General features: G+C 71.5%; 24 protein-coding genes. 7 read left to right on the top strand and 17 right to left on the bottom strand.

Translation table 11 applies throughout. The features are described from left to right. Positions 1-132: 132 nt before the first annotated feature. Complete coding sequence (locus IE272_RS33025; protein ID WP_057665993.1) at positions 133-780, top strand: bifunctional DNA primase/polymerase; 648 nt, start codon at positions 133-135, stop codon at positions 778-780. A gap of 78 nt (positions 781-858) precedes the next feature. On the opposite strand, the gene ftsY is transcribed toward IE272_RS33025, so the two are convergent. After that, positions 859-2,067 (bottom strand): signal recognition particle-docking protein FtsY, encoded by a 1,209-nt coding sequence (gene ftsY, locus IE272_RS33030; protein ID WP_056704182.1) that lies wholly within the window; start codon positions 2,065-2,067, stop codon positions 859-861. Positions 2,068-2,308: 241 nt separating this feature from the next. Between ftsY and IE272_RS33035 the strand changes: the two genes are divergently transcribed. Continuing rightward, positions 2,309-3,292 (top strand): LLM class flavin-dependent oxidoreductase, encoded by a 984-nt coding sequence (locus tag IE272_RS33035; protein ID WP_190009385.1) that lies wholly within the window; start codon positions 2,309-2,311, stop codon positions 3,290-3,292. 40 nt (positions 3,293-3,332) lie between these two features. Here IE272_RS33035 and IE272_RS33040 read toward each other — a convergent pair whose 3' ends face one another. The 4 genes from IE272_RS33040 to IE272_RS33055 all read right to left on the bottom strand — a co-directional run bounded on the left by IE272_RS33040 (position 3,333) and on the right by IE272_RS33055 (position 9,931). Further along, positions 3,333-4,751, bottom strand: a complete 1,419-nt coding sequence (locus tag IE272_RS33040; RefSeq protein WP_056704176.1) for a sugar porter family MFS transporter — start codon at positions 4,749-4,751, stop codon at positions 3,333-3,335. Between the two features lie 216 nt (positions 4,752-4,967). Beyond that, positions 4,968-8,675 carry an AAA family ATPase gene (locus IE272_RS33045; RefSeq protein WP_190009387.1) on the bottom strand — a complete coding sequence of 1,236 codons (3,708 nt, stop codon included), beginning with the start codon at positions 8,673-8,675 and terminating at the stop codon, positions 4,968-4,970. A 323-nt stretch (positions 8,676-8,998) separates the two neighbouring features. After that, complete coding sequence (locus IE272_RS33050; protein WP_003965973.1) at positions 8,999-9,211, bottom strand: hypothetical protein; 213 nt, start codon at positions 9,209-9,211, stop codon at positions 8,999-9,001. A 438-nt stretch (positions 9,212-9,649) separates the two neighbouring features. Then, entirely contained in the window at positions 9,650-9,931 is a 282-nt protein-coding gene (locus IE272_RS33055; protein WP_050358606.1) for an acylphosphatase, read from the bottom strand. Positions 9,932-10,158: 227 nt separating this feature from the next. Here IE272_RS33055 and IE272_RS33060 point away from each other — a divergent pair, with 227 nt between their 5' ends. Both IE272_RS33060 and IE272_RS33065 read left to right on the top strand, forming a co-directional pair. After that, positions 10,159-11,100 (top strand): CAP domain-containing protein, encoded by a 942-nt coding sequence (locus IE272_RS33060; RefSeq protein WP_190009389.1) that lies wholly within the window; start codon positions 10,159-10,161, stop codon positions 11,098-11,100. Between the two features lie 74 nt (positions 11,101-11,174). Further along, positions 11,175-11,561, top strand: coding sequence for a winged helix-turn-helix transcriptional regulator (locus IE272_RS33065; RefSeq protein WP_007448175.1), 387 nt, complete (start codon positions 11,175-11,177; stop codon positions 11,559-11,561). On the opposite strand, the gene mutM is transcribed toward IE272_RS33065, so the two are convergent. The 9 genes from mutM to fakA all read right to left on the bottom strand — a co-directional run bounded on the left by mutM (position 11,534) and on the right by fakA (position 20,937). Continuing rightward, on the bottom strand, positions 11,534-12,394 hold the full coding sequence (gene mutM / locus IE272_RS33070) for a bifunctional DNA-formamidopyrimidine glycosylase/DNA-(apurinic or apyrimidinic site) lyase (protein WP_050358608.1): 861 nt from the start codon (positions 12,392-12,394) through the stop codon (positions 11,534-11,536). The two genes, IE272_RS33065 and mutM, sit on opposite strands and share 28 nt — an antisense overlap. A 140-nt stretch (positions 12,395-12,534) precedes the next feature. Then, a complete protein-coding gene (rnc, locus tag IE272_RS33075; protein ID WP_050358609.1) occupies positions 12,535-13,359 on the bottom strand; it encodes a ribonuclease III in 825 nt (274 codons plus the stop codon). Between the two features lie 19 nt (positions 13,360-13,378). Beyond that, complete coding sequence (gene rpmF / locus IE272_RS33080; RefSeq protein WP_003965982.1) at positions 13,379-13,552, bottom strand: 50S ribosomal protein L32; 174 nt, start codon at positions 13,550-13,552, stop codon at positions 13,379-13,381. A gap of 2 nt (positions 13,553-13,554) precedes the next feature. Continuing rightward, complete coding sequence (locus IE272_RS33085) at positions 13,555-14,226, bottom strand: YceD family protein (protein ID WP_050358610.1); 672 nt, start codon at positions 14,224-14,226, stop codon at positions 13,555-13,557. Positions 14,227-14,386: 160 nt separating this feature from the next. After that, the gene (locus IE272_RS33090) at positions 14,387-15,502 is read right to left on the bottom strand and encodes a F0F1 ATP synthase subunit B (RefSeq protein ID WP_050358611.1); all 1,116 of its coding nucleotides are present in this window, start codon (positions 15,500-15,502) and stop codon (positions 14,387-14,389) included. A 116-nt stretch (positions 15,503-15,618) separates the two neighbouring features. After that, positions 15,619-16,098, bottom strand: coding sequence for a pantetheine-phosphate adenylyltransferase (coaD, locus tag IE272_RS33095; RefSeq protein ID WP_050358612.1), 480 nt, complete (start codon positions 16,096-16,098; stop codon positions 15,619-15,621). Between the two features lie 26 nt (positions 16,099-16,124). Continuing rightward, positions 16,125-16,709, bottom strand: coding sequence for a 16S rRNA (guanine(966)-N(2))-methyltransferase RsmD (gene rsmD, locus IE272_RS33100; protein WP_032790666.1), 585 nt, complete (start codon positions 16,707-16,709; stop codon positions 16,125-16,127). A 151-nt stretch (positions 16,710-16,860) separates the two neighbouring features. Beyond that, complete coding sequence (recG, locus tag IE272_RS33105; RefSeq protein ID WP_078961236.1) at positions 16,861-19,137, bottom strand: ATP-dependent DNA helicase RecG; 2,277 nt, start codon at positions 19,135-19,137, stop codon at positions 16,861-16,863. A 57-nt stretch (positions 19,138-19,194) separates the two neighbouring features. After that, positions 19,195-20,937, bottom strand: a complete 1,743-nt coding sequence (gene fakA, locus IE272_RS33110) for a DAK2 domain-containing protein (RefSeq protein ID WP_190009391.1) — start codon at positions 20,935-20,937, stop codon at positions 19,195-19,197. A gap of 256 nt (positions 20,938-21,193) precedes the next feature. On the opposite strand from fakA, the gene rpmB reads away from it, so the two are divergent. After that, complete coding sequence (rpmB, locus tag IE272_RS33115; protein WP_003965989.1) at positions 21,194-21,379, top strand: 50S ribosomal protein L28; 186 nt, start codon at positions 21,194-21,196, stop codon at positions 21,377-21,379. Positions 21,380-21,464: 85 nt separating this feature from the next. Here the strand turns inward: rpmB and thiD are convergent, their stop codons facing one another. Continuing rightward, positions 21,465-22,286 (bottom strand): bifunctional hydroxymethylpyrimidine kinase/phosphomethylpyrimidine kinase, encoded by an 822-nt coding sequence (gene thiD / locus IE272_RS33120; protein ID WP_190009393.1) that lies wholly within the window; start codon positions 22,284-22,286, stop codon positions 21,465-21,467. A gap of 30 nt (positions 22,287-22,316) precedes the next feature. Next, entirely contained in the window at positions 22,317-23,297 is a 981-nt protein-coding gene (locus IE272_RS33125) for a thiamine-phosphate kinase (RefSeq protein WP_032790668.1), read from the bottom strand. Positions 23,298-23,516: 219 nt separating this feature from the next. Here IE272_RS33125 and IE272_RS33130 point away from each other — a divergent pair, with 219 nt between their 5' ends. Next, on the top strand, positions 23,517-23,750 hold the full coding sequence (locus IE272_RS33130; RefSeq protein ID WP_006127869.1) for an Lrp/AsnC family transcriptional regulator: 234 nt from the start codon (positions 23,517-23,519) through the stop codon (positions 23,748-23,750). 20 nt (positions 23,751-23,770) lie between these two features. After that, positions 23,771-24,259, top strand: a complete 489-nt coding sequence (locus IE272_RS33135; protein WP_078961237.1) for a DUF3515 domain-containing protein — start codon at positions 23,771-23,773, stop codon at positions 24,257-24,259. Between the two features lie 76 nt (positions 24,260-24,335). On the opposite strand, the gene IE272_RS33140 is transcribed toward IE272_RS33135, so the two are convergent. Next, positions 24,336-25,511 (bottom strand): D-alanine--D-alanine ligase family protein, encoded by a 1,176-nt coding sequence (locus IE272_RS33140; RefSeq protein ID WP_050358616.1) that lies wholly within the window; start codon positions 25,509-25,511, stop codon positions 24,336-24,338. Positions 25,512-25,513: the final 2 nt, after the last annotated feature.

The raw sequence follows: 25,513 nt of genomic DNA on the forward strand, positions 1-25,513 counted from the left end.
CGGGGGCGCGCGCTCCGTGGCGCACCCCCGTCCGCACTACCGCGCACGCCACTCGATCGAGTTTCAGCGACGGAGGGTTACCCGAGCGACGCGGGTCGTAACCACCGGCGAGCCGGACCCGTTGGAGGGGGCATGGGCTTCACGATCGGCGGCATCCGGGAGATGCGATCCGGTGCGCGGCGACGCCACCGCGGCACCGCGGGCACGGCGGTGGCCGAGTACACAGGACTGTGGGGCTGGGCGGTGACGCCCGGAGCACGGGCCGAGGCCGGCTCCTGCTCGTGCGGCGCACCGGCCTGCCCGGCGCCGGGGGCCCACCCGCTGGACTTCGCCCGGGAGGTCCCGGCGGGCACCGGCCTGGACCGTGCGTCGGACGCCTGGGCCGAGACGCCGGGAGCGGCGATGCTGCTGGCCGTGGGCCGCTCCTTCGACGTCCTGGAGGTCGCGGAGCAGGCGGGGCGGCGCGCCCTGGTGCGGATGGAGCGGATGGGGCTGCCGTCGGGGCCCGTCGCCGTGACGCCGACCGGACGGGCGCAGTTCTTCGTCGCCCCCGGGGCCGCCGCCGAGCTGCCCGAGCTGCTCTACCGGATGGGCTGGGACGACGCGCGCCTCGACCTGCGCGGCCTCGGCCCGGGGACGCACATCACCGCCCCTCCCTCCGACCTCGGCGGCCTCGGCCCGGTCCGCTGGCTGCGGCCCCCGCTGCTGGACACGGCGGCCGCTCCCCCGCAGGCGCGGCTGCTGCTGGGGACTCTCGCGTACGTCTGCCACCGCTCGTAGGCGGCACGGGAACGGCGGACGGGCGGCAGGCTCCTCCCAGGAGCCGCCGCCCGTCCGCCGTACCGGATGCGAGGTGGGTCAGTCGCCGATCAGGGCGTCCACGAAGGCGCCCGGCTCGAACGGGGCGAGGTCGTCCGCCCCTTCGCCGAGACCGATCAGCTTCACCGGTACGCCCAGCTCGCGCTGGACCGCGATGACGATGCCGCCCTTGGCGGTGCCGTCGAGCTTGGTGAGGACGATGCCGGTGATGTCCACGACCTCCGCGAACACCCGGGCCTGGACGAGGCCGTTCTGTCCGGTGGTCGCGTCGAGGACGAGCAGGATCTCGTCCAGCGGGCCGTGCTTCTCCACGACGCGCTTGACCTTGCCCAGCTCGTCCATGAGCCCGGTCTTGGTGTGCAGCCGGCCGGCGGTGTCGATGAGGACGACGTCCGCGCCCTCGGCGATGCCTTCCTTGACCGCGTCGTAGGCGATCGACGCCGGGTCGCCGCCCTCGGGCCCGCGGACCGTGCGCGCGCCGACCCGCTCGCCCCAGGTCTGGAGCTGATCGGCGGCGGCGGCGCGGAAGGTGTCGGCCGCACCGAGCACCACGCTGCGGCCGTCGGCGACGAGCACCCGGGCCAGCTTGCCGGTGGTGGTGGTCTTGCCGGTGCCGTTGACGCCGACGACCATGACGACGCCGGGGGTCTCGGCGCCGCCCTCGGTCTTGACCTCGCGGTCGAAGTCCGGGCCGAGCAGGGTGATCAGCTCCTCGCGGAGCAGGTTGCGCAGGTCCTCCGGGGTGCGGGTGCCGAGCACCCGGACGCGCTCGCGGAGCCGCTCGACCAGTTCCTGGGTGGGGGCGACGCCGACGTCGGCGGTGAGGAGGGTGTCCTCGATCTCCTCCCAGGTGTCCTCGTCGAGATTGTCGCGGGAGAGCAGGGTGAGGAGCCCCTTGCCCAGCGAGTTCTGCGAACGGGCGAGCCGGGCCCGCAGGCGGACGAGCCGGCCGGCCGTGGGCTCGGGGACCTCCAGCGCGGGCGGCGCGGGGGCCTCGGCGACCGGGGCCTCCTCCGCGGGCGCGGTGGCGTCCGGGAGGCCGACTTCGTCGATGGTGCGCCGCGCTTCGTCGCGCGGCGTCTCGGCCTCCTCGCCGACCTGCGGTTCGGCGGGAGGAGTGATGGTCGGCGCGCTCGGCGGCGGGGGCGGCAGCTTCTTCTTGCGGCTGCCTACCACGAGCCCGCCGACCAGGCCGACAGCGACCAGGGCGATGACTACAGCGAGGATGACGATTTCGACGAGTTCCATAACCCGTCCAGTATCGGCCACGGCCGTGCCGCGGGCGCGGCCCCGGCTGGCCCCCGGCGATCCATCGGGACCATTTGCACCTTTTGGCGGTAATTCGAACACCGACCCCTACACTTCTGACGCTACGTCAGCTACGGTGCCGCCGCCCGCCGGATGCCCGCCTGTCCGTGTGCCTGCTTGTCCGTGTGCCCGCCTGCCCGCATGCCTGCCTGTCTGCCGCCCCGGCGAAGGGACGCCTCCGATGGCCTTCACAGTGGTCCGGTTCAATCTCGTCGACCCCGAAGCCGACCCCGTATCGCTCTCGGCCCGCTACCGCGCCGCCCTGGAGATGGCGGCGTACGCGGACGAGCACGGCGTCGACACGGTGCAGACCGAGGAGCACCACGGGGTGGCGAACTCCTGGCTGCCCTCCCCGTTCACCTTCGCCGGGGCGGTCTTCGGCGCCACCCGCCGGATCGCGGTGACCGTTTCGGCGGTCATCGGGCCGCTGCACGACCCGCTGCGCCTCGCGGAGGACATCGCGGTGCTGGACCTGCTGAGCGCGGGCCGGCTGGTGACGGTCGCGGGGATCGGCTACCGCCCCGAGGAGTACGAGCGGGCCGGGGTCGCGTGGGGGCGGCGCGGCAGGCTCCAGGACGAGCTGCTGGAGACGCTGCTGGCGGCGTGGACCGGCGAGACGTTCCCGTACCGGGGCCGTACGGTGCGCGTCACGCCGCGCCCGTACACGCGCCCGCACCCGATGCTGCTGGTCGGCGGGAGTTCGCGGGCGGCGGCGCGGCGGGCGGCCCGGCTGGGGCTGCCGCTGTTCCCGAGCGCGTATCTGCCGGAGCTGGAGGCGTACTACCACGAGCGGCGCGCGGAGCACGGGACGGAGGGCTTCTGCATGATGCCCGCGGAGCGCACACCGCTGCTGCACGTCTCCGAGGACCCGGACCGTACGTGGGCGGAGTACGGCCAGCACCTGCTGCACGAGGCGCGGACGTACGCCTCCTGGCAGTCCAAGGACATCCGCTCGGCCGTCCGCTCGGCGGCGACGACGGTGGCGGAACTGCGTGAGGAGGGCGTCTACCGGATCGTCACGCCGGACGGGCTGAAGGCCCTGGGGGCGGAGAGCCTGGTGCTGCACCCGCTGTGCGGCGGGATGCCGGTGGAGGAGGGGTGGCGGAGCCTGCGGCTGTTCTGCGAGGCCCTGACCCCGGAGAAGCCGACGGCCCCGGCTCGGTGAGCCGGGGCCGCGCGGTTCGAAGAGAGGGGCAGCGGGGGATTTAGCCCATCTCTTCCAACGCCTTGCCCTTGGTCTCCTTCACGAACTTGAGCACGAAGGGGATCGAGAGCACGGCGAAGCAGGCGTAGATGATGTACGTCCCCGAGAGGTTCCACTCCGAGAGGCTCGGGAAGCTGGCGGTGATCGCCCAGTTGGCCATCCACTGCGCGAACACGGCGACGCCGAGGGCGGCCGCGCGCAGGCGGTTCGGGAACATCTCGCCGAGGAAGACCCAGACGACGACACCCCACGACAGGGCGAAGAACAGCACGAAGACGTGGGCGGCGATCAGGGCGACCGTGCCCTGTGTGGTCGGCAGCTTGCCGTCGACCAGGTCCGCGGAGAACGCCCAGGCCTCGACGGCGAGCGCGACGGCCATGCCGACCGAGCCGACGAGGGCGAGCGGCCTGCGGCCCACCCGGTCCACCAGCACCATCGCGATCACCGTGCCGATGATGTTGATGATCGAGGTGGTGAACGAGTAGAAGAACGAGTCGGTCGGGTCGATGCCGACGGACTGCCACAGCGTCGCCGAGTAGTAGAACGCCACGTTGATGCCGACGAGCTGCTGGAACATCGACAGGCCGATGCCGACCCAGACGATGGGCAGGAAGAAGAAGCGGTTGCCGAGCAGGTCCTTGAAGGAGGACTTGTGCTCGCGGTGCATGGCGGTCTCGATCTCGGCCACGCGGGCGTCGAGGTCGATGTGCTTGCCCTCGACCTCTTCCAGGATCTTGCGTGCTTCGACCTTCTTGCCGACCGAGATGAGGAAGCGCGGGGACTCCGGGATGGCGAAGGAGAGCAGTCCGTACAGGATGGCCGGGACGACCATCACGCCGAGCATCCACTGCCAGGCCTCCAGGCCCAGGATCTCGCCGCGCTGGTCGCCGTCGGCGATCTGGAGGACGGCGTAGTTCACCAGTTGGGAGATGGCGATGCCGATGACGATCGCGGCCTGCTGGAAGGAGCCGAGCCGGCCGCGGTAGGCGGGCGGGGAGACCTCGGCGATGTACGCCGGGCCGATCACGGAGGCCATGCCGATGGCGAAGCCTCCGATGATGCGCCACATCGCCAGGTCCCAGAGCGCGAACGGCAGCGCGGAGCCGATCGCGCTGGCCGTGAAGAGCACCGAGGCGATCTGCATGCAGCGGATGCGGCCGATCCGGTCCGCGATCCGGCCGGCGGTGGCGGCGCCGATCGCACAGCCGATCAGCGCGATGGCGATGACCTGGGCGAGCGTGCCGGAGCCGATGTCGTACCGGTCGCGGATCGCCTCGACGGCCCCGTTGATGACGGAGCTGTCGTAGCCGAAGAGGAAGCCGCCCATCGCGGCGGCCGCGGTGATGAAGATGACATGGCCGAGGTGGTCCGGGTGGGCCGCTCGGGCCCCGGACTCGGGTCCGTTCGCTGTGCTGGTCACGTGAACTCCTGATGCCTGGCCGCAAGTCAGACGTGGGGGGTGAGCCTTCCCAGTGGGGCACAACATCCGGCCCGCCACCACTTGAAGGCGAAATCAACTTTGCAGAGGTTATGCGTTCAAGAGGCGAAGTCAAACAGGGGGTCGATCCGATCTCGATCCCCATGTACCCAGGAGTGCACAAAAGGTGCGTTGAACTTCTGATGATTCGGTAAAAAGTCAGCGCAGCCGCTGGCTGATGACCTTCGAGACCCCGTCGCCCTGCATGGACACGCCGTACAGCGCGTCGGCGACCTCCATCGTCCGCTTCTGGTGGGTGATCACGATCAGCTGGGAGCTCTCCTGGAGCTCCGCCATGATCCGGATCAGCCGCTGCAGGTTGGTGTCGTCGAGCGCGGCCTCGACCTCGTCCATCACATAGAACGGACTGGGCCGGGCCTTGAAGATCGCGACCAGCAACGCCACCGCCGTCAGGGACCGCTCGCCGCCCGACAGCAGGGAGAGCCGCTTCACCTTCTTGCCCGGCGGACGCGCCTCGACGTCCACCCCGGTGGCGAGCATGTTGTCCGGGTCGGTCAGGACGAGCCGCCCCTCGCCGCCGGGGAAGAGGCGCGAGAAGACCCCCTCGAACTCGCGGGCGGTGTCCCGGTAGGCCTCCGTGAAGACCTGCTCGACCCGCTCGTCGACCTCCTTGATCACCTGGAGCAGATCGGCCCGGGTCTTCTTCAGGTCTTCAAGCTGCTCGGAGAGAAACTTGTGCCGCTCCTCCAGCGCCGAGAACTCCTCCAGGGCGAGCGGATTCACCTTCCCGAGTTGCTGGTACGCCCGTTCGGCCGACCGCAGCCGCTTCTCCTGCTCGGTCCGCAGATACGCCTTCGGCCGGTTACGGGGATGCTCCGGGTCCTCCGGAAGTTCCTCGCCCTCGGCGGCGGACGACGGCGGCACGAGCTGGTCCGGCCCGTACTCGGAGACCAGCCCCGCGGGCTCCACGCCCAGCTCCTCCAGGGCCTTCGTCTCCAGCTGTTCGATCCTCAGCCGCTTCTCCGCGCCCAGCACCTCGCCCCGGTGGACCGAGTCGGTGAGCTTGTCCAGCTCGCCCTTCAGCCCGCGGCCCCGGTCCCGCTCGACGGCCAGCTCACGCTCCCGCTCGCCCTTCGCCGCCTCGGCCGCCGTCCGCTCCTGGTCGGCCCGGACGAGGGACACCTCGACGTGCGCCAGCAGCTGACGGGCCCCCGACGCCACGGCGGCGGCGACTTCGGCCTCGTACCGCAGCCGGGCCCGGCGCTGTTCGGCACGGGTACGCGCCTCCCGTTCGGCGCGGGCGGCCCGGTCCAGCGAATCCGCGCGCCCGGCCAGCGCCTTGACCCGCTCCTCGTGCGTACGGGCCTGGAGCCGGGCCTCCATCTCGGTCTGGCGGGCGTTGGCCCCGTCGGCGGCGAGCCGGTCCCGCCGGGACGTGTCGGGCTCCTCCTCCCCCGGGGTCTCCTCGGCGACCAGCAGCCGTTCGGCCAGCTCCTCGGCCTCCTCCGTCGCCCGCTCCAGGGCCTCCTGGGCACGGGCGGCGGACGCGGTCATGCGCTCGGCCTCGCCGGACGCTCCCCGGGCCTGCCCGGCGAGCCGCCCGAGCTGCTGGGCGAAGCCGGACTTCTCCCGCTCGGCCGCCCGGCGGCGCTCCCCCAGCTCCTCGACGAGCGCGGTCCGCTCGGTGCGCCGCTCCCCCGCCAGGCGCTGGGCCTCGGCGAGCTCCTCGCACCGCACCGCGAGGTCGGCCAGCTCGGCGGCGGCCTCGTCGACGGAGGCCTGCACCTCCAGGAGGCTGGGCGCCCCGGCCGACCCGCCCTGGGCGAAGTGGCCGGAGAGCACATCCCCTTCACCGGTCACCGCGGTGACCCCGGGGTGCGCGGCCACCAGTTCCTCCGCGTCCTCCAGCGTCCCGACGACCACCATGTCCTGTACGAGACGGCGTACGGCCCCGAGCAGCGCGGCGGGCCCGCGCACCAGGTCGGCGACGGCGGGCACGGCGAGGGCGGTGGCCGTCCCGGCGCGGCCCGCCGGGTGTGCCGCGGCGTCCGTGCCGCTCCGCGCCGCCGACCCGGGTTCCGCGCCCCCCTGCGCGGGCAGCACGGCGGGCGCGGACTCCTCCGCCGCCTCCCGTACGGATGCCTGCTCCGGTACGTGATGGGGCGCGGCGGCGGCGCTGTCCGCGAGGTCCGCCCCCAGGAGCATCGCCGCGCGCCCCGCGTCCCGTTCGCGCAGCAGCCGGATCGCGTCGGCGGCCGTGGCCGGGTCCGTGACGGCCACGGCGTCCGCCGCCGCGCCGAGGGCGGCGGCCACCGCGACCTCGTACCCGGGCTCGACGGTCAGCAGTTCGGCGGCCGGGCCGAGGAGTCCGGCCAGCTGGTCCCGGGCCCCGAGCAGCGCGCCCGTACCGTCCTTGCGGCGCAGCCCCAGGGCCAGCGCCTCGTGCCGGGCCGCGACCGCCGCCCGCCTGCGTTCGGCGGCGGTCGCCCCGTCGCGCGCCGTGCTGTGGGCGGCCCGGGCCTCGGCGAGGGCCTGTTTGGCCTCCTCGTGGCGGACGGTCAGCTCCTCGTCCTCCGCGTCCAGCCCCTCGACCTCGGCCTTGAGCTGCTCGTACTCCTCCTGGGCGCTCACCGCCCGCTCCTGCGCCTCGTCGCGTGAGGCGGCCAGCCGGTCGATTTCGGCCTGTGCCGAACCGGCCCGGCCGCGGGCCGCGTTGACCTGGCCGTTCAGCCGGGCGAGCCCTTCGCGCCGGTCCGCGATGGCGCGGGCCGCGTCCTTGAGCCGGCGCTCCTCGGCGGCCAGCTCGCGTTCCAGGTCGGCGCGGTGGGCGACGGTGTCCTCCAGCGCGTGTTCGGCCGCCTCCAGGGCCGCCGTCAGCTCCGCCTCCTGCTCACGGATCCGGGCGGCCTCGCGCTCCATGTCCTCGGGGTCGCGGCCCCGGCGCTCCTCGGCGGGCGCCTGGGAGGCGCTGCGGACCCGGGCGTCGGCCAGCGAGACCGTGCCCCGGACCCGCTCGGCCAGTTGCGACAGCTCGTACCAGGTCTGCTGGGCGCGCTGGAGCCGGGGTGCGAGCCTGCGCACCTCGCCCTCCAGCTCGGCCTCGCGGGCGAGCGCCGTCCGCAGCTCCGCCTCGGCCGCGTCCTTGCGCTTCTTCAGCTCCGCCTCGTCGGCGATCTCGTCGCGCAGCGCGTCCCGGAGAGTCACCAGGTCGTCCGCGAGGAGCCTGAGCCGGGCGTCGCGCAGGTCGGCCTGGATGACGGCGGCCCGGCGGGCGACGGCGGCCTGCCGGCCGAGCGGCTTGAGCTGGCGGCGCAGTTCGTCGGTGAGGTCCTGGACCCGGGCGAGGTTGGCGCCCATCGCGTCCAGCTTCCGCAGCGCCTTCTCCTTGCGCTTGCGGTGCTTGAGCACGCCCGCGGCCTCCTCGATGAAGGCCCGGCGGCCCATCGGGTCGGCGTGCAGCACGGAGTCCAACTGGCCCTGCCCGACGATGACGTGCATCTCGCGGCCGATACCGGAGTCGGAGAGGAGTTCCTGGATGTCGAGCAGCCGGCAGGTGTCGCCATTGATCTGGTATTCGCTGCCGCCATTGCGGAACATGATCCGAGTGATCGTCACTTCGGCGTACTCGATGGGCAATGCGCCGTCGGAATTGTCGATGGTCAGCGACACTTCGGCGCGGCCGAGCGGGGGCCGCCCGGTCGTCCCGGCGAAGATCACGTCTTCCATCTTGCCGCCGCGCAGGGATTTGGCACCCTGTTCCCCCATGACCCAGGAGAGCGCGTCCACCACATTGGATTTGCCGGATCCATTGGGACCGACGACGCAGGTGATCCCCGGTTCGAACCGCAGGGTGGTGGCGGACGCGAACGATTTGAAACCACGCAGGGTCAGGGCCTTGAGGTGCACGCCGCCGGACTCTACCTTTCGCTCTCGGTTTCGTTGATGAAGGTGCAGGGCACATCAGACGGTAAGCGAAGGCCGGTACGTCCGGGGTGGGGGTCGGGCAAAGAAAAAGGGACGCCGAAGCGTCCCTGTGAATCTTGCTGGTGTCTCTGTGAATCCAGCTGTGGTCCTGCGCGGTGCATCGCAGAACGACCGGACAGCGACGTCCCCGGCGATGCGGGGACCCCGGTGTTCGGGGGACGGCGATCCGTGACGCAGAACGAATCAGTGATGTTCCGAGGCTACCGAGCATGCCCGGCCCGACCGGCCCGAGGGGGCCAGGGTGGTCAGGTCAGCGCAGGCTCGCCCTGGGGTACGTCGATGTCGATGCTGTCGAGCAGCGACTCTTGGTGCTGGGCGGCGGCGTTGAGCGCGTCGTTCTCGTCCTGGATCCGGTTGAGCTCGGATTCCAGGTCCTGGACGCGCTGCTGGAGCCGTCGCATCTCGGCGAGGAGTCGCGGGTCGGAACCGCCGACGTAACCGAGAAGCGCCTTTGCCATGATGGATGGTCCTCCACAATGAGTGACCGACCGATGCGGTGTGGGTCGTCAGGGGATCGCACCCGCGGTGCTCGGCAGGGCTCTGTCACCACTGCGGTTCTGCTGCTAATCAGCTCTACCGAACAGCTAAGGTGCGCGGGGTTTTCAGCGTCTCACCAAAAAGTTTGACGGTCAACACGATCACACCCTGTGTACCCGGGCGTCCCGGGGGCGCGCGGCCGGACGATCATGCGGCGCGACTCTCCTGCGGGACCCCGAGGGGTGTGCAGATCTTCGTCAATGCCGCAGCCTTGCACGACATCCCGCATCTGGCAACCATCGGCCGCCGCCGGGTCCCGTCGCAGGTCATTTCGGGTGCGGGGCCCGAGCGGGCGTTCCGGTGACCGTTCGGCGCGAGGCGTTCACCGAGCGGATCCGACGGGCCCGCGCGGGACGGGATCAACGGATGGCGAATCCGTCGTATCCACCGCGCGGGGTGTCCCAGATCTCAGTGACTCCGTCCACGCGCCCGGGTGTGTCGTCGGACCGCAGCCACTCCAGCAGGCGGTGGCAATTCTCACGCGTCCCTTCGGCCACGATCTGCACCCTGCCGTCGTCGAGATTGAGGGCGAACCCGATGAGACCGCCGATCTCCAAAGCATTTGCCCTGGTGAACCAGCGGAAGCCTACTTGCTGTACTCGGCCGCGTACCCAGACGACGAGGCGCGCTTCTTCGTTCATGCCCGAACGCTAACCGGCCGATTGCTCCGGAAGCACGTCGCCCCCTTTCGCCCATGGGCTACAGTCCCGTCGGAACAGCCTCACTCGATCGGGTGAGTATCGGACGGGTGGCGGATCACGACGGAAAAGTCGATCAAGCGGATTCGCTCCGCGTGCCACTGAATTCGATCAACGGGGAAGTCGAGCGACGTCGCCACGGCGTCCGGAGTACCAGGAAGGCACAGCGCATGGGACGCCACCGACGATCCGCCGCAGGCCCCGCCGCTGAAGAACCCGCGGCCGGGGCCGCTTCCCGACGCCGGGGCACGCGCCGGAAGAAGTCCGCCGTGCCGATCCGCACCGGGCTCCTCGGCGTCTCGGCGGCCGTGGCCGTCGGCGCGGTCGCCGTCGCCTCGGGCCTGATTCCCGGCGGCGACACCTACACCACCGGCAAGACCACCGCCGCCGACCAGGTGCGCACCGGCGGCGCCCCGGACCTGCTGACGCAGGGCGGCAGCTCCACCGCGCCGGCCGACCGGTCCGCCTCCCCGACCAGCCGGGGCTCCGAACGTCCCGGGGCGCCGAGCAAGGCTCCGTCGAAGACACCGTCCAAGACGCCCTCGGAGACGCCGTCGAAGTCGGCCGCCCCCTCCACGTCGAAGAAGCCGGCCGCCACCCCGTCCGAGAAGTCGAAGGCGCCGACGACCTCGAAGGCCCCGAAGAAGAGCACCGCCCCGGCGAGCAAGGCCCCGGCCCCGCCGAAGACCTCCTCCGCCCCGCCGCCCAGCAAGAAGCCGAGCCCTTCCCCCACCGACGCCTCCGCACGCACCGAGGTGCTGGCCCTGGTGAACCAGGAGCGGGCGAAGGTCGGCTGCTCCCCGCTGTCCACCAGCGCCCCGCTGACCTCGCTCGCCCAGAACTTCAGCGAGGACATGGCGGCCCGCGGCTTCTTCGACCACACGGACCCGGACGGCGACACTCCCTGGGACCGGGCCGCGCAGGCCGGTGTGCAGGGGCTCGGCGCGGAGAACATCGCCCGCGGCCAGGCCGACGCCCAGGCTGTGATGGAGGGCTGGATGAACAGCGAAGGCCACCGGGCGAACATTCTGAACTGCGACTACAAGACCATCGGCATCGGCGTGCACGAGGGCTCCGGCGGCCCCTGGTGGGTCCAGAACTTCGGCTTCTGACCGACCTCCACGATCCACTTACTCCCGCACAGCGCTCCCTCGGGGTGAGCACTGTGCGGGAGTAAGCTTCTGTCATGGCCAGTGATACGGACCGTCTCGCGTTCGACGTCTTCTCCCGGCAGTGCCCCTCGCGCTCCACGCTGGAGCACGCCACCGGACGCTGGGGCAGCCTGACGCTCGGCGCCCTGTACGAGGGAAGCCTCCGGTTCAACGAGCTGCGCCGCCGGGTCGACGGGGTCAGCGAGAAGATGCTCTCCCAGACCCTCCACGCGCTGGAACGCGACGGGCTCGTCCTGCGGGAGGCCCAGCCGGTCAACCCGCCCCGGGTGGACTACGAGCTCACGCCGTTCGGCCGCGAGGTCACCGAGAAGCTCCTCGGGCTGATCCGGTTCGTCGAGGGGCGGATGGACGACGTACTGGCCGCCCGTACGCGTTACGACGAGGCGCGCGGCGGCCGCTGACAGCGCGGGCAGTAGTAGCTGGAGCGGTTCATCCAGGCGCGGCGGCGCATCGGGGTGGAGCACCGGTGGCAGGGCTCGCCCTCCCGGCCGTACGCGTCGAGCGACCGGTCGAAGTAGCCGGACTCGCCGTTCACGTTGACGTACAGGCTGTCGAAACTGGTGCCGCCCTGGGCGAGCGCCGCGTTCATGACGTCGCGGGCGTGGCCGAGCAGCTCGGCGGACTTGGGGCGGGTCAGGGTCGCGGTCGGCCGGTCGTAGTGCAGCTTGGCGCGCCAGAGCGCCTCGTCCGCGTAGATGTTGCCGACGCCGCTGATCAGCGACTGGTCGAGCAGGGCGCGCTTGACCGTCGTACGGCGCTGCCGCAGCGCGGTGTGGAACGCGGCGTCGTCGAAGAGCGGGTCGAGGGGGTCCCGGGCGATGTGCGCGATGGTGTCCGGCAGGCCTTCGGGGGTGTTGTCGTGGAGCGAGAGCCCGCCGAAGGTGCGCTGGTCGACGAAGCGCAGTTCGGTGCCGAGCGCGTCGTCGAACCGCATCCGGATCCGCAGGTGCTTCTCGTCGGGCGCGTCCGCCGGCTGCACCAGCAGTTGTCCGCTCATACCGAGGTGTCCCAGCAGCGAGGCGGAGGCCTCGTCGATCGGCACCCAGAGGTACTTGCCGCGGCGCATCGCCGCCCCGAAGCGGACGCCGCGCAGCCGGGCGGCGAAGTCGACGCCGCCCGCGAGGTGCCGACGGACCGAGCGCGGGTGCAGGACCTCGACCTCGCTGACGGTGCGGCCGCTGACCCAGCGCTCAAGGCCCCGGCGGACCACTTCGACCTCGGGCAGCTCAGGCACGATGCACTACTCCAGACACGACGACGGTAGTACGGGAGCGCGGGACCGGCTCCCCGGGACGTACGGGGAAGCCGTGCGCGGGCTCCCCGGACAGGGAAAACCCCCCGGTGCGCATGGCACCGGGGGGTTCCCGTTTCGCTTCAGGCCGGAGCGGCGTCCGTGTTCGGCGACGGATCGGCAGGGGTGTCGGCGGCCCCTCCGTTGGCTGCGGACTTCTCCGCGGCCTGCCGTGCCTCTGCGGCGGCGCTGATCTCACGCCAGGCGGACTCGGCCGCCTGCTGCTCCGCTTCCTTCTTGCTACGGCCGGTGCCGGTGCCGTACGAGACACCACCGACGCGAGCGGCAGCAGTGAAGGTCTTCTCGTGATCCGGACCGGTCTCCGTGACGAGGTACTCGGGGACTCCGAGGCTCTCGCTCGCGGTGAGCTCCTGGAGGCTGGTCTTCCAGTCCAGGCCGGCACCGAGGTTCGAGGACCTGTCGATCAGCGGGTCGAAGAGCCGGTGGACCAGCTCCGAGGCCGCGCTGAGGCCCTGGTCGAGATAGACCGCGCCGATCACTGCTTCCAGTGTGTCGGCGAGGATGGAAGCCTTGTCCCGGCCCCCCGTGCCCTCTTCACCGCGGCCGAGCCGGATGAAGGAGCCGAGTTCGAGGCCGCGGCCCACTTCCGCAAGTGCACGCGAGTTGACCACCGCGGCCCGCAACTTGGCCAGCTGGCCTTCGGGCAGGTCGGGGTGGGTGCGGTACAGCGTGTCCGTGACCACCAGGCCGAGCACCGAATCCCCGAGGAATTCGAGCCGCTCGTTGGTGGGCAGACCGCCGTTCTCGTATGCGTACGAACGGTGGGTCAGCGCACGCACCAGAAGGGCGGACTCGAGATGATACCCGAGCCGCCCTTCCAGAAGCGTGTGGGACGAGGCTGTGTTGACGTTGTCTGCCTGCTTCTTGGCGCTGGACAACTCAGACATCGGGCCTCTCACCAGCCGCTCAGACCTCGAGGACCTGGCGCTTGTTGTAGGTGCCGCAGCTCGGGCACGCAATGTGCTGGAGCTTGGGCTCCTGGCAACGCTCGCACGAAACCAGGGTGGGGACCGCAGCCTTCCACTGCGACCGGCGGTGGCGCGTGTTGCTGCGCGACATCTTCCGCTTCGGAACAGCCACGGCTACTTCTCCTGCTTCTCGTCGACGCCAGGTTCGGCGCCGCCCATGTTGTCCTTCTCGCCGTCCTGAACGGTCTCGGCGAGTCCTTGCAGTGCCGCCCAACGAATGTCGAGGGCATCGTGGTGGTGGTCCGGATTCTCGTCCAGCCTGATTCCGCATTCGGAACACAGACCGGCGCAGGTCTCCTTGCACACCGGCTGCATGGGCAGTGCGAGCACTACCGCGTCACGCAGCATTGACTCGAGGTCGAACAAGCCGTCCTCGAGGAAGAACCTGTCCTCGTCGTCCTCGGCGTCGTCGGCCGGTTCCGCCGCACTGCTGCGGCCCCGGTCATCGGCGTCAGGGTACGAGAACATCTCCTGGAAATCCGCGTCGACCTCTACGGTCAGCGGCTCCAGACACCTTACGCACTCCCCCTCGGCGGTTGCACGGGCGGTGCCTGTGACAAGCACCCCTTCCATGACCGATTCGAGGCGGAGGTCCAGCTCCACGGGTGCGCCTTCCGGCACGCCGATGACGCCGTCGATGCCCAGGACCGGTGAACCGGGTGCGTCCACCGTGCGGGTCAGCCGCTTCAGGGCACCGGGACGCCGACCCAGCTCGTGCGTATCGAACACGAGAGGATTGCGGTGGTCGAGGTGGCCGTTCAGGGCTTTTCCTGCTTTCGAAATCATGGGTGTCGTACTGCGAAGGGAGGGCCGTCTACGGTCCGGGGACGAACCGTCTCCGTTCCGTGGACGAAACGGGCAGCCGAGATCGCGGACCTATGTGCGACCGAGGATTCAGGATACTGGACGGACCGCTCAGCACCCAATCGGGGCGGCCCGCCCGGGATCAGCGGCCCTGCTCGTACCGGCGCAGCTGCTCCAGGTCGATCATGCTGGTGTCGAAGAGACTGGTCTCGTCCAGCGCTCCCCCGCCCTGCTGGTCGGCCGCCTGCGGCTGCTGGGACTGAGGCTGCTGGACCTGCGGCTGCCAGCCGTAGTCCGGCTGGGCCCCCGGCTGGGGCGGGTACCCGTTCGGGTCGTAGCCCCCCTGCTGCTGGTACGCCGCGTACGGGTCGGGCTGCTGCTGGTAGCCGTACGCGTCCTGGACGCCCTGCTGGAGCGGCTGCTCCTGGTAGCCGTACGCCGCCTGCGCGTAGCTCGGCTCGCCCTGCGGCTGCGCGGGGTACTGGGGCGGCTGAGGCGGCTGGGGCACCTGCTGCGGTTCCGGGGCGAGCTCGGCCAGGCCGGCCAGATAGTCGGCGTCGCTGGTGTGCCCCTGGCCGCCCGCGGCGTCCTGGGCGGCCATGTGCGCACCGAGGTCGTCGCTGGCGACCCGGCCGTGGAGCTTCTGGCGGCCCCGGCCGACGGCCTCCAGGGTCTTCGCGAGGACGGCCTCGAAGGCGCCGAACTTGGCGTCGACGTAGGCGTCGGCCCGCTGCCGCAGGGTCTCCGGGTCGGCGCTGCGCTCGGGGGCCTCGGCGAAGTCGGGGTCCTGATAGCCCTGCTCGTCCAGGCCCTGGCCGCGGCCGAGGAGCTTCTCGCGGCCCCGGTCGACGGAACCGATGGTCTTGGTGAGGACGACCTCGAAGTTGGCGAGCTTGCTGTCGACGTAGTCGTCGGCCTCGGCCCGGACCTCCTCGGCCTCGCGGCGGGCCTCGGACAGGATCCGGTCGGACTCGCTCTGCGACTGGCGGGCGATCTCGGTCTCGGAGATCAGCGAGGCACGCTGGGCGTGGGCCGATTCGATGATCCGCTCGGCCTCCTGCCGGGCCTGCACGGCGAGCTGCTCATGGCCGCCGATCAGCTCCTGCGCCTGGGCGAGGGAGCCGGGCAGGGCCTGGCGCACCTCTTCGAGCATGGCGAGCAGCTCGGCGCGGTTGACCACGCACGAGGCCGACATGGGCATGGATCGGGCGCTCCCGACCGCTTCGACGATCTCGTCGAGCTTCTTCTGCACGTCCACCGTGTGCTCGCCACTCTCTGCTGCTCTGTTGAAGCTGCTGCTCCGTTGGAGACGGACGGGACGACTGTAAGGCCAGTCGGCCGCCGCCCGACACCTGGTGACGGGCAGTCAGCGGCTCAGCGTTCGCCCAGCCGCTCCACGAGTGCCTCGTGCACGGTCGGCGGCAGCAGGTGGGAGACGTCGCCGCCCCAGGTCGCCACTTCCTTGACCAGCGAGGACGACAGGAAGCTGTACGTCGGATTGGTCGGCACGAAGAGCGTCTCGACGCCGGAGAGGCCGTTGTTCATCTGGGCCATCTGGAGCTCGTAGTCGAAGTCGCTGACGGCCCGCAGGCCCTTCACGATCGCCGGGATCTCCCGCTGCTTGCAGAAGTCGACCAGCAGGCCGTGGAAGGACTCCACCTCGACGTTGCCGAAGTCGGCGGTGACCTCGCGGATCAGCTCGATCCGCTCGTCCACGGTGAACAGCCCCTTCTTGGACTGGTTGATCATCACCGCCACGTGCACCACGTCGTACAGCTTCGAGGCTCGTCCGATGATGTCGAGATGTCCGTTGGTGATGGGGTCGAAAGACCCCGGACAGACGGCGCGGCGCACTGTGATTCCCTCGCTCTCCGGTCCGGTCATCGTGCGTCTTCGCACGTAGCGGCGGCGCGACCGTACCAAAGCGTTCCCTCGCCGTAGCGACGGGCCCGCAGTGGCTCGAATCCGGCGGGCCAGCCGAATTCTCCGCCCCGGGTGCTGCGTTCCACCGTGACGAGCACATCGCCCGCGAGCCACCCCTGAGCACGGAGTGTGAGCAGGATCTCGCGAAGATCGTCGTCGGTGACGGCGTACGGCGGGTCCAGGAAGACGATGTCGTACGGGTCGGCCGGCGCCGGTCCTGTCACGATCTGCTCGGCTTTGCCGGTGCGGACTTCGGCACCGGGCAGACCGAGGGTGCGGACGTTGTCGCGGACGGTGCGGACCGCCTTCGGGTCGGCCTCGACGAGCAGGGCGTGGACCGCACCGCGGGAGAGGGCTTCGAGGCCGACGGCGCCGGATCCGGCGTACAGATCGGCGACCCTCACCCCCTCCAGGGTGCCGAGCAGCGCTTCCCAGGTCGAGAAGAGGCCCTCGCGCGCACGGTCGGAGGTGGGGCGGGTGCCGGTGCCGGGCGGGACGGCCAGGCGGCGTCCGCCGGCCGAGCCGGCGATCACGCGGGTCATGGGTGTGGGGTCCTCGGGGTCGTGGGCGTACGGCGCACGGGGCCGTCGGCGGTCGGTACGCGCGCTGTGCGCGTGCCGTGCGTCCACGATATGGCGTACCGGTTCGACCGGCCCGTCCGCCTCTGTCCTGCCCGTGGCCGCTCGCCGGCTCTCACCCCTTGTCGAGATACTCCTCGCGGTCCTTGTCCAGGAGGGCGGCCAGCACCGTGCGCAGCTCCGGCAGGTGTTCCAGCTCGGGGTCGGCGGCGACGACCGCGACGGCCTCCTCGCGGGCGGCGGCGATCACCTCCTCGTCGTCGATGACGGTGAGCATCCGCAGTGATGAGCGCACTCCGGACTGGGCCTGGCCCAGCACATCGCCCTCGCGGCGCTGCTCCAGGTCGATGCGGGAGAGCTCGAAGCCGTCCAGGGTGGCGGCGACGGCGGAGAGCCGGGCGCGGGCGGGGCTCGCCTCGTGGGCCTCGCTGACCAGCAGGCAGAGCCCGGGGGCGGAGCCCCGGCCGACCCGGCCGCGCAGCTGGTGGAGCTGGGAGACGCCGAAGCGGTCGGCGTCCATGATCACCATGGCGGTGGCGTTGGGGACGTTGACCCCGACCTCGATGACGGTGGTGGCGACCAGGACGTCGACGTCCCCGGCGGCGAAGCGGCGCATGACGTCGTCCTTGTCGTCGGGGTGCATCCTCCCGTGCAGCACCTCGACGCTCAGTCCGGCCAGCGCGCCCTTGCGCAGTTCGTCGGCGATCTCCAGCACGGCGAGCGGCGGCCGCTTCTCGGGGTCTTCCTCGGGGGCCGCCTTCTTGGCCTTCGCCTTCTTCCCGCCCTTGCCCTCCGCCTCCTCCGCGTCGTCGCCGATGCGGGGGCAGACCACGTACGCCTGGTGGCCGTTCTCGACCTCCTCGCGGACGCGTTCCCAGGCGCGGCTGAGGAAGTGCGGTTTGTCCTTGGCGGGGACGACATGGCTGGCGATCGGGGAGCGGCCGGCCGGGAGCTGGTCCAGGACGGAGGTCTCCAGGTCGCCGAAGACCGTCATCGCGACCGTACGGGGGATGGGGGTGGCGGTCATGACGAGGAGGTGGGGCGGCTGCTTGCCCTTGGAGCGGAGGGCGTCGCGCTGTTCCACGCCGAAGCGGTGCTGCTCGTCGACCACGACCAGGCCGAGGTCGTGGAACTGGACCTTGTCCTCGATCAGCGCGTGGGTGCCGATGACGATGCCCGCCTCGCCGGTGACCAGGTCGAGCAGGGCCTGTCGGCGGGCCGCCATGCCCATGGAGCCGGTGAGCAGGACGACCTTGGTGCCCCGGTCGGAGCCGCCCAGCGCCCGCCCGTCGCCCGACCGCCGCCCCTCATCGAGAGGCGCTTCGCGCCACAGCCCCCAATTGCCGGCCAGCTCGCCCATCATCTCGGTGATCGAGCGGTGGTGCTGCTGGGCGAGGACCTCGGTGGGGGCGAGCATCGCGGCCTGGCCACCGGCGTCGACCACGGTGAGCATGGCGCGCAGAGCGACCATCGTCTTGCCCGAACCCACCTCTCCCTGGAGGAGCCGGTGCATCGGGTGCTCGGTGGCCAGGTCGTCGAAGATCTCCTTGCTGACCTTCTCCTGGCCCTCGGTGAGGGTGAAGGGCAGCTTGGCGTCGAAGGCGTCCAGCAGGCCGTCCGCGACGGGGCGGCGGGCGGCGGCGGGCAGTTGGGTGTCGGCGTACCGGCGGCGGGCCAGGGCGACCTGGAGGACGAACGCCTCGTCCCACTTGAGCCGGGCCTTGGCGTCCTCGATGTCCGCCTTCGTCTGCGGGCGGTGCACCTTCAGCAGGGCTTCGGGCAGCGGGGTGAAGCCCCGGCCCTCGCGCAGGGAGGCGGGCAGCGGGTCCACCGCGTCCTGCGCGCTGGGCAGCACGGCGTCGACGGCCTTGGCGATCCGCCAGGAGTCGAGCTGCTTGCAGGCGGGGTAGATCGGCAGCAGCCGTCCGGCGAAGGCGTCCACAGCCTCGGTCGCCTCGTCGGCGTCGGAGGCGTCGAGCAGTTGGTACGTGGGGTGGGCCAGCTGCATCTTGCGGTTGAAGACGGAGACCTTGCCCGCGAACATCGCCTGGCGGCCCGGGAGCAGCTCCTTGTGCGGCTTGTGGACGCCGTGGCCGAAGAAGACCAGCTGGAGGCGGCCGCTGCCGTCGGTCAGGGTGACCTCCAGGCGTTTGCCCCGGCCGTTGTTGAACATCAGGATCCGGGCGTCGGCGACCTGGGCGACGACCGTGACGTGCTCGTCCAGCGGGAGGTCGGCCAGCGCGGTCAGCTTGCCGCGCTCCTCGTACCGCCGCGGGTAGTGGTGCAGCAGATCACCGACCGTGTGCAGGTCGAGGTGTTCGGCCATCACCTTCGCGGTGGCTCCGCCGAGCAGCTTCTTGAGAGGTTCATCGAACGAGGACACGCGATCCATTGCACACCACGGCACTGACAGCTGTCCGCCGGGCGCGACCGTGCCGCGGATTCTCGGCTACTCGACGCCGATCAGCAGGGGTGCGCGCTGGTGCCCGCCCCGGTAGACCACGGTGTCCACGGCGAGGTAGCCCTCGCGCACATGCTCCTCCAGCGCGTCGGCCAGTGAGTCGGGGACGTCCTCGCCGAGGACGAGGGTGACCAGTTCGCCGCCCGCCGCCAGCATCCGGTCGAGGACGGTGCGGGCGGTGGCCGGGACGTCGGCGCCGATCACGGCCACGTCGCCGTCGATCAGTCCGAGGATGTCCCCGGCCTGGCAGATCCCGGCCATGGTCCACGACTGGCGTTCCGCGACGGCCAGTTCGGCGTAGCGGGTGGCGCCGGCGGCGGCGGTCATGGCGACCACGTCCTCGTCGAAGCCCCGGTCGGGCTCGTGGACGGCGAGGGCGGCGATGCCCTGGACGGCGGCGCGGGTGGGAACGAGGGCGACCCGGACCCCCTCGGTCCTGGCCTGCTCGGCGGCCGCGGCGGCGGTGTGGCGCAGGGCGGCGTCGTTGGGCAGCAGCACCACCTCACGGGCGTGGGCGCGACGGATGGCGTCGACCAGTTCGCCGCTGGCGGGCGGTTCGCCGGGGCGGGCGATCACGGTGGTGGCGCCGGCCTCGGTGCAGAGCCCGGCCAGTCCGTCGCCGGGGACCACGACGACGACGGCGCGCTGCGCGGGTTCGGCCTGGACGCGGAGGTCGTGGCCGCTCTCGGTGGCGAAGTGGGTGATCCGGATCCGGTACGGCCGCCCGGCCTCGACGCCCGCCTCCACGGCGGCCCCGGCGTCGTCGACATGGACGTGGACGTGCCAGAGCCCGTCGCCGCCCACCACGACCAGGGAGTCGCCGAGCGCGTCGAGCCGGGTGCGCAGCCGGGCCACCTGCTCGTCACCGGCCTCCAGGAGGTAGATCACCTCGAACGCGGGCCCGGCGACCCCGTCCTCGGGACAGTCGAGCGGCCCCTCCCCCACCGGCACACCGGTCTCCGGAACGCCCCCCGCCGGGAAGCCTCCCGCCGGAACGCCCTCCACCGGGGTGCCGCCCACCGGCAGGCCCACCACGGAGCCGCCGTCCACGGGCGTGGGCGCCTTCCCGTGGGCGGTACGGGGCCCCCGTACCGGGGCCTGCCCGGTCACGGTCTCCACCAGCGCGCCCAGGACCGCGACCAGTCCCCGGCCCCCGGCGTCGACCACGCCCGCCCGGCCGAGGACGGCGAGCTGCTCGGGCGTCTTCGCGAGGGCCGCGAGCGCACCGGCGTACGCGGCGTGCACGACGGTGCGCAGATCCGATTCCCCGCCCTCGGCGGCCTCGGCGGCCGCTGCGGCGACGGTGAGCACGGTGCCCTCGACGGGGTGGGCGACCGCCCGGCGGGCGGCGTCGGCGGCCCGGGTGAGGGCGCGGCGCAGGTGGGCCGCGTCGCCGCCGTCGGCCAGCACTCCGGCCATGCCGCGCAGCAGCTGGGCCAGGATCGTGCCGGAGTTCCCCCGGGCGCCGATCAGGGCGCCGTGCGCCATGGCGCGTACGGCGTCGGCGGTGGCGGGCGCGGTGGCTCCGGTCTCGTGCGCGGCGAACACCGCTTCGACGGCCGCGGCCGCGGACTCGACGGTCAGATAGAGGTTGGTGCCGGTGTCCCCGTCGGCGATGGGATAGACGTTGATCGCGTCGATCTCCGCGCGCTCCCGGCCCAGGGCCTCCAGGGCCAGTGAGCACCACGTGCGCACCGCGACGGCGTCCAGATCGTCGGGGAGCTGCGGCACCGATGGTCCTCCTCGATCGGCCGTGGCAACGGACTGCACCGCAGGTTAGCCCGCCTGCCGGGGTTCCGGTCCGGACAGGGGGCGGGCGGGGCGATGGGCCAACCCGTGGTAGTTTCGTATCTCCGAAGCAGGCGTTGTATGCTGCTCCGGTTGCCCGATGAGAGTCGGGCCATCCCTCCGGTACCGCCACTTCAGTCAAATGATTCCGGCGCGCCGGATTTCACTGTAAGTGCATCTGAAGTCTTTGGAGTGACCCGTGGCTGCCAACTGCGACGTTTGCGGCAAGGGGCCGAGCTTCGGCAACAGCATTTCGCACTCGCACCGCCGTACGTCCCGTCGCTGGAATCCCAACATCCAGCGCGTGCGTGCCGTGGTCGGTCGGACGCCGAAGCGGCTCAACGTCTGCACCTCGTGCATCAAGGCCGGCAAGGTCGCGCGCTGACGTCCCCGTCGTAGCGCAGCCTTCCGGTTGCCCAAAAAGCCGGTCCATCTCGGTGGACCGGCTTTTTGCTGTGCTCAGGGGCTGATCAGGAAGCCGGACCGTCGGCCGGGCGGGTCCGCCAGCCGTGGTCGACGGGGCCGATGCCGCCGCCGAGCGGGAAGCCGGCCTCGATCGCGCCGGTGACGTACGCCTTCGCGTCCCGTACCGCCGTGGGCACGTCCCTCCCCAGCGCGAGCCCGGAGGCGATGGCGGAGGCCAGCGTGCAGCCGGTGCCGTGGGTGTGGCGGTTGTCGTGCCGGGGGGCGCGCAGCCAGTGTTCCGCGCTCCCGTCTGTGAGCAGGTCCACCGCCTCGCCGGGCAGGTGGCCGCCCTTGATCACGACCCAGCGCGGTCCGAAGGCGAGGATCTCCTCGGCGGCCCGGCGCATCCCGCTCTCGTCGGTGACCGTGACCCCGGTGAGCTGGGCCACTTCGTCGAGGTTCGGGGTGGCGACGGTGGCGACGGGCAGCAGCTTCGTCCGTACGGAATCGAGGGCTTCGGCGGCGAGCAGCGCGTCGCCGTGCTTGGAGACGCCGACCGGGTCGACGACGACGGGGGCGTCGGTTCCGGCGAGGAGTTCGGCGACGGTCTCCACGAGGGCGGCGGAGGCGAGCATTCCGGTCTTCACGGCCTGGACGCCGATGTCGTCGACGACGCTGCGGTACTGGGCGCGTACGGCGTCCACCGGAAGCTCCCACGCGCCCTGGACGCCGAGGGAGTTCTGCGCGGTGACGGCGGTGAGCACGCTCATGCCGTGCACGCCGAGCGCGAGCATCGTCTTCAGATCGGCCTGGATCCCCGCACCGCCGCCGGAGTCGGATCCGGCGACGGTGAGCACACGGGGCGGTACAGCGGTACGTATGGGCATACGCAGCAATCTAATGCTCGCGTCCCCCGCTCACGCGCGCGGCTGGGTGTCCTCGATGGAGCCGAAGTGGTCCCAGCCGCCCTTGCTGGTCCAGGGGGCTCCGTCGACGGTGACCTGGGGCAGGGCGGAGGGGTTGAGGACCTCGCCGATCACCTTCCAGCGGGCGGGCAGCTTCACGTCCGGCGGGAAGGTCGCCACGATCGCGTGGTCCTCTCCCCCGGTCAGCACCCACTGGAGCGGGTCGACGCCGACGGCCTGGCCGATGTCGGACATCTGCGAGGGGATGTCGATGAGGCCGGAGCGCAGGTCGATGCGGACCTTGCTGGACTCCGCGATGTGTCCGAGGTCCGCGACGAGGCCGTCGCTGACGTCGGTCATCGCGGTGGCGCCGAGCCCGGCGGCCGCGGGGCCCGCATGGTACGGCGGTTCGGGACGGCGGTGGGCCTCGACGAAGGCGCGGGGCGAGCGGAAGCCGCGGGAGAGCACGGCGTATCCGGCGGCGGACCAGCCGAGCCAGCCGGTGACCGCGACGACGTCGCCGGGGCGGGCGCCGGCCCGGGTGACCGGTTCGTGGTTGCGCAGGTCGCCGAGGGCGGTGATCGCGACGGTGATCGTGTCGCCGCCGACCACATCGCCGCCGACCACGGCGGCGCCCGCCACCTGGCACTCGTCGCGCAGCCCGTCCATCAGCTCGGCGGCCCAGGTGACGGGGAGGTCGGCGGGGACGACGAGGCCGAGGAGCAGCGCGGTGGGCACGGCGCCCATCGCCGCGATGTCGGCGAGGTTCTGGGCGGCGGCCTTGCGGCCGACGTCGTACGCCGTCGACCAGTCACGCCGGAAATGACGCCCTTCCAGCAGGATGTCCGTACTGGCCACGACCCTGCGGTCGGGGGCGGCCACGACCGCGGCGTCGTCGCCGGGTCCCAGCCGTACCGCCGGAGTGGTGGTGAGCCGGGACGTGAGCTCTCTGATGAGCCCGAACTCCCCCAACTCGCCCACGGTTCCCTTCACCGAGTCTCACCTCTCCTTTATCGCCCCGGACACCCGTCCGGGCCCCCGGTCGCGAGCCGTCTGTGCTGTCGGTACCGTCAAGAGATACGTCAACTTCTGCGCTCTGTACGCCACGCTGTGGACGTCATCCGGCCCGTAGGTCTCCCCGTGGCCCGCGGCAACGCGATAACGTGGCGTCCCTTTCCCCCACATGATCCTCGTGGCCGCCCTGGAGGTTCCGTGGTACAGGCGTACATCCTCATCCAGACCGAAGTGGGCAAGGCGTCGATCGTCGCCGAGACCATTTCCAAGATCCCGGGAGTCATCCAGGCAGAGGACGTCACCGGTCCGTACGACGTGATCGTGCGGGCCCAAGCAGACACGGTCGATGAACTCGGCCGCATGGTGGTCGCCAAGGTGCAGCAGGTGGACGGCATCACACGAACCCTGACCTGCCCGGTCGTCCACCTCTGACCCCCGTCTAGGCTGGGCCGGTGACGTCATCCGCCCGCCGTTCCCCCCGCTCGATATTCCTCGGTCCGTCCGCTGCCGTGCTCGTGCTGGCCGCGGCGGGCTGTTCACTCAGCGACGCGCAGCCCTCGATCACGGTTCCCACGCCGTCCCCGGAGGCCGCAGCGTACTGCGAGGCCCTGCACGAGGAACTGCCGAAGACCGTCCTCGAACTGGAACGCAGCGACCCCTCCCCGGATTCGGAGCTGACCGCCGGCTGGGGGGACGGGGCGATCGTACTGCGCTGCGGGGTCCCCCGGCCCGCCGAGATGGACGACCCCCAGTCACAGGGCGTCGAGGCGGACGGTGTGCAGTGGATGCTGGAGGAGCCCGAGGACTCCGGTCCGCGATTCACCACTACGTACCGCAAGGCGTACGTCGAGGTCACGCTCGACTCGACGTACGCCCACGACATCACGCCGCTGGCCTCCTTCGCCGGCCCCGTCTCGAAGACGGTCCCGAGCAAGTTCTGAAGGCCGGCCACCGGCCAGGGCGTGTCCGGCGGGTCAGGGCGCGGACCCGGCCAGGATCCGCCGGACACGCCCTGGGTCAGCGCAGTCCGGTGGAGCGGGTCAACGCGGCCTGGATCAGCCGGTCGACCAGCTCCGGGTAGTCGACGCCGCTCTCCTGCCACATGCGCGGGTACATGGAGATCGGGGTGAAGCCCGGCAGGGTGTTGATCTCGTTGATCACGAAGCCGCCGTCCTCGGTGAGGAAGAAGTCGGCGCGCACCAGACCCTCGCAGGAGACGGCGTCGAAGGCGGCGACGGCGAGCCGCTGCACCTCGGCGGTCTGCTCCTCGGTGAGCGGTGCGGGCACGAGCCCGGCGGCCGAGTCGATGTACTTGGCCTCGAAGTCGTAGAAGTCGTGCGCGGTGACCGGCGGGATCTCGGCGGGCACGCTGGCGCGCGGGCCGTCCTCGAACTCCAGCACCCCGCACTCGATCTCGCGGCCGCGCAGCAGCGACTCGACGAGGAACTTCGGGTCGTGGCGGCGGGCCTCCTCGATCGCCTCGTCGAGTCCGGCGAGGTCGTCGACCTTGGTGATGCCCATCGAGGAGCCGCCCCGTGCGGGCTTGATGAACAGCGGCCAGCCGTGCTCGCCGGCGAAGTCCACGATCCGCTTGCGGGCGGCGGCGGGGTCGTTGTCCCACTCGCGGGGGCGGACGACCTCGTACGGTCCGACCGGCAGCCCGAAGGAGAGGAAGACGCGCTTCATGTACTCCTTGTCCTGGCCGACGGCGGAGGCGAGAACCCCCGCGCCGACGTAGGGCACACCGGAGAGTTCGAGCAGTCCCTGGAGGGTGCCGTCCTCCCCGTACGGACCGTGCAGCACGGGGAAGACGACGTCGACCTCGCCCAGCGCCTTGGGCACGGAGCCGGGTTCGCTGTAGAGGACCTCGCGGCTGCCGGGGTCCACGGAGAGCACGACGCTGCCCTCGGCGGACTCGGTGAGCCGGTCCACGTCGGGGACCTTGCGGTCGGCGATGGCCATGCGTTCGGGATCGTCGGCGGTGAGCGCCCAGCGGCCGTCCGTCGTGATGCCGATCGGCAGGACGTCGTACTTGGTCCGGTCGATGGCCTTCATGACGGCGCCGGCCGTGACGACCGAGATGCCGTGTTCGGAGCTGCGGCCGCCGAACACGACAGCCACGCGGGGCTTGCGGCGCTGCGGCTCAGGGCTCTCGGCGCGCTCAGGGCTCTGGGGGAGGTTCTCGCTGCTCATAT

It is taken from the genome of Streptomyces anulatus, from assembly GCF_014650675.1.
Classification (GTDB): domain Bacteria; phylum Actinomycetota; class Actinomycetes; order Streptomycetales; family Streptomycetaceae; genus Streptomyces; species Streptomyces anulatus.

Bases quoted from the DNA above. Each gene is read 5' to 3' on its own strand.
- IE272_RS33025 (WP_057665993.1), top strand. From the start codon at position 133: ATGGGCTTCACGATCGGCGGCATCCGGGAGATGCGATCCGGTGCGCGG.
- ftsY (WP_056704182.1), bottom strand. From the start codon at position 2,067: ATGGAACTCGTCGAAATCGTCATCCTCGCTGTAGTCATCGCCCTGGTC.
- IE272_RS33035 (WP_190009385.1), top strand. From the start codon at position 2,309: ATGGCCTTCACAGTGGTCCGGTTCAATCTCGTCGACCCCGAAGCCGAC.
- IE272_RS33050 (WP_003965973.1), bottom strand. From the start codon at position 9,211: ATGGCAAAGGCGCTTCTCGGTTACGTCGGCGGTTCCGACCCGCGACTC.
- IE272_RS33055 (WP_050358606.1), bottom strand. From the start codon at position 9,931: ATGAACGAAGAAGCGCGCCTCGTCGTCTGGGTACGCGGCCGAGTACAG.
- IE272_RS33060 (WP_190009389.1), top strand. From the start codon at position 10,159: ATGGGACGCCACCGACGATCCGCCGCAGGCCCCGCCGCTGAAGAACCC.
- IE272_RS33065 (WP_007448175.1), top strand. From the start codon at position 11,175: ATGGCCAGTGATACGGACCGTCTCGCGTTCGACGTCTTCTCCCGGCAG.
- rnc (WP_050358609.1), bottom strand. From the start codon at position 13,359: ATGTCTGAGTTGTCCAGCGCCAAGAAGCAGGCAGACAACGTCAACACA.
- IE272_RS33085 (WP_050358610.1), bottom strand. From the start codon at position 14,226: ATGATTTCGAAAGCAGGAAAAGCCCTGAACGGCCACCTCGACCACCGC.
- rsmD (WP_032790666.1), bottom strand. From the start codon at position 16,709: ATGACCCGCGTGATCGCCGGCTCGGCCGGCGGACGCCGCCTGGCCGTC.
- recG (WP_078961236.1), bottom strand. From the start codon at position 19,137: ATGGATCGCGTGTCCTCGTTCGATGAACCTCTCAAGAAGCTGCTCGGC.
- thiD (WP_190009393.1), bottom strand. From the start codon at position 22,286: ATGCCCATACGTACCGCTGTACCGCCCCGTGTGCTCACCGTCGCCGGA.
- IE272_RS33140 (WP_050358616.1), bottom strand. From the start codon at position 25,511: ATGAGCAGCGAGAACCTCCCCCAGAGCCCTGAGCGCGCCGAGAGCCCT.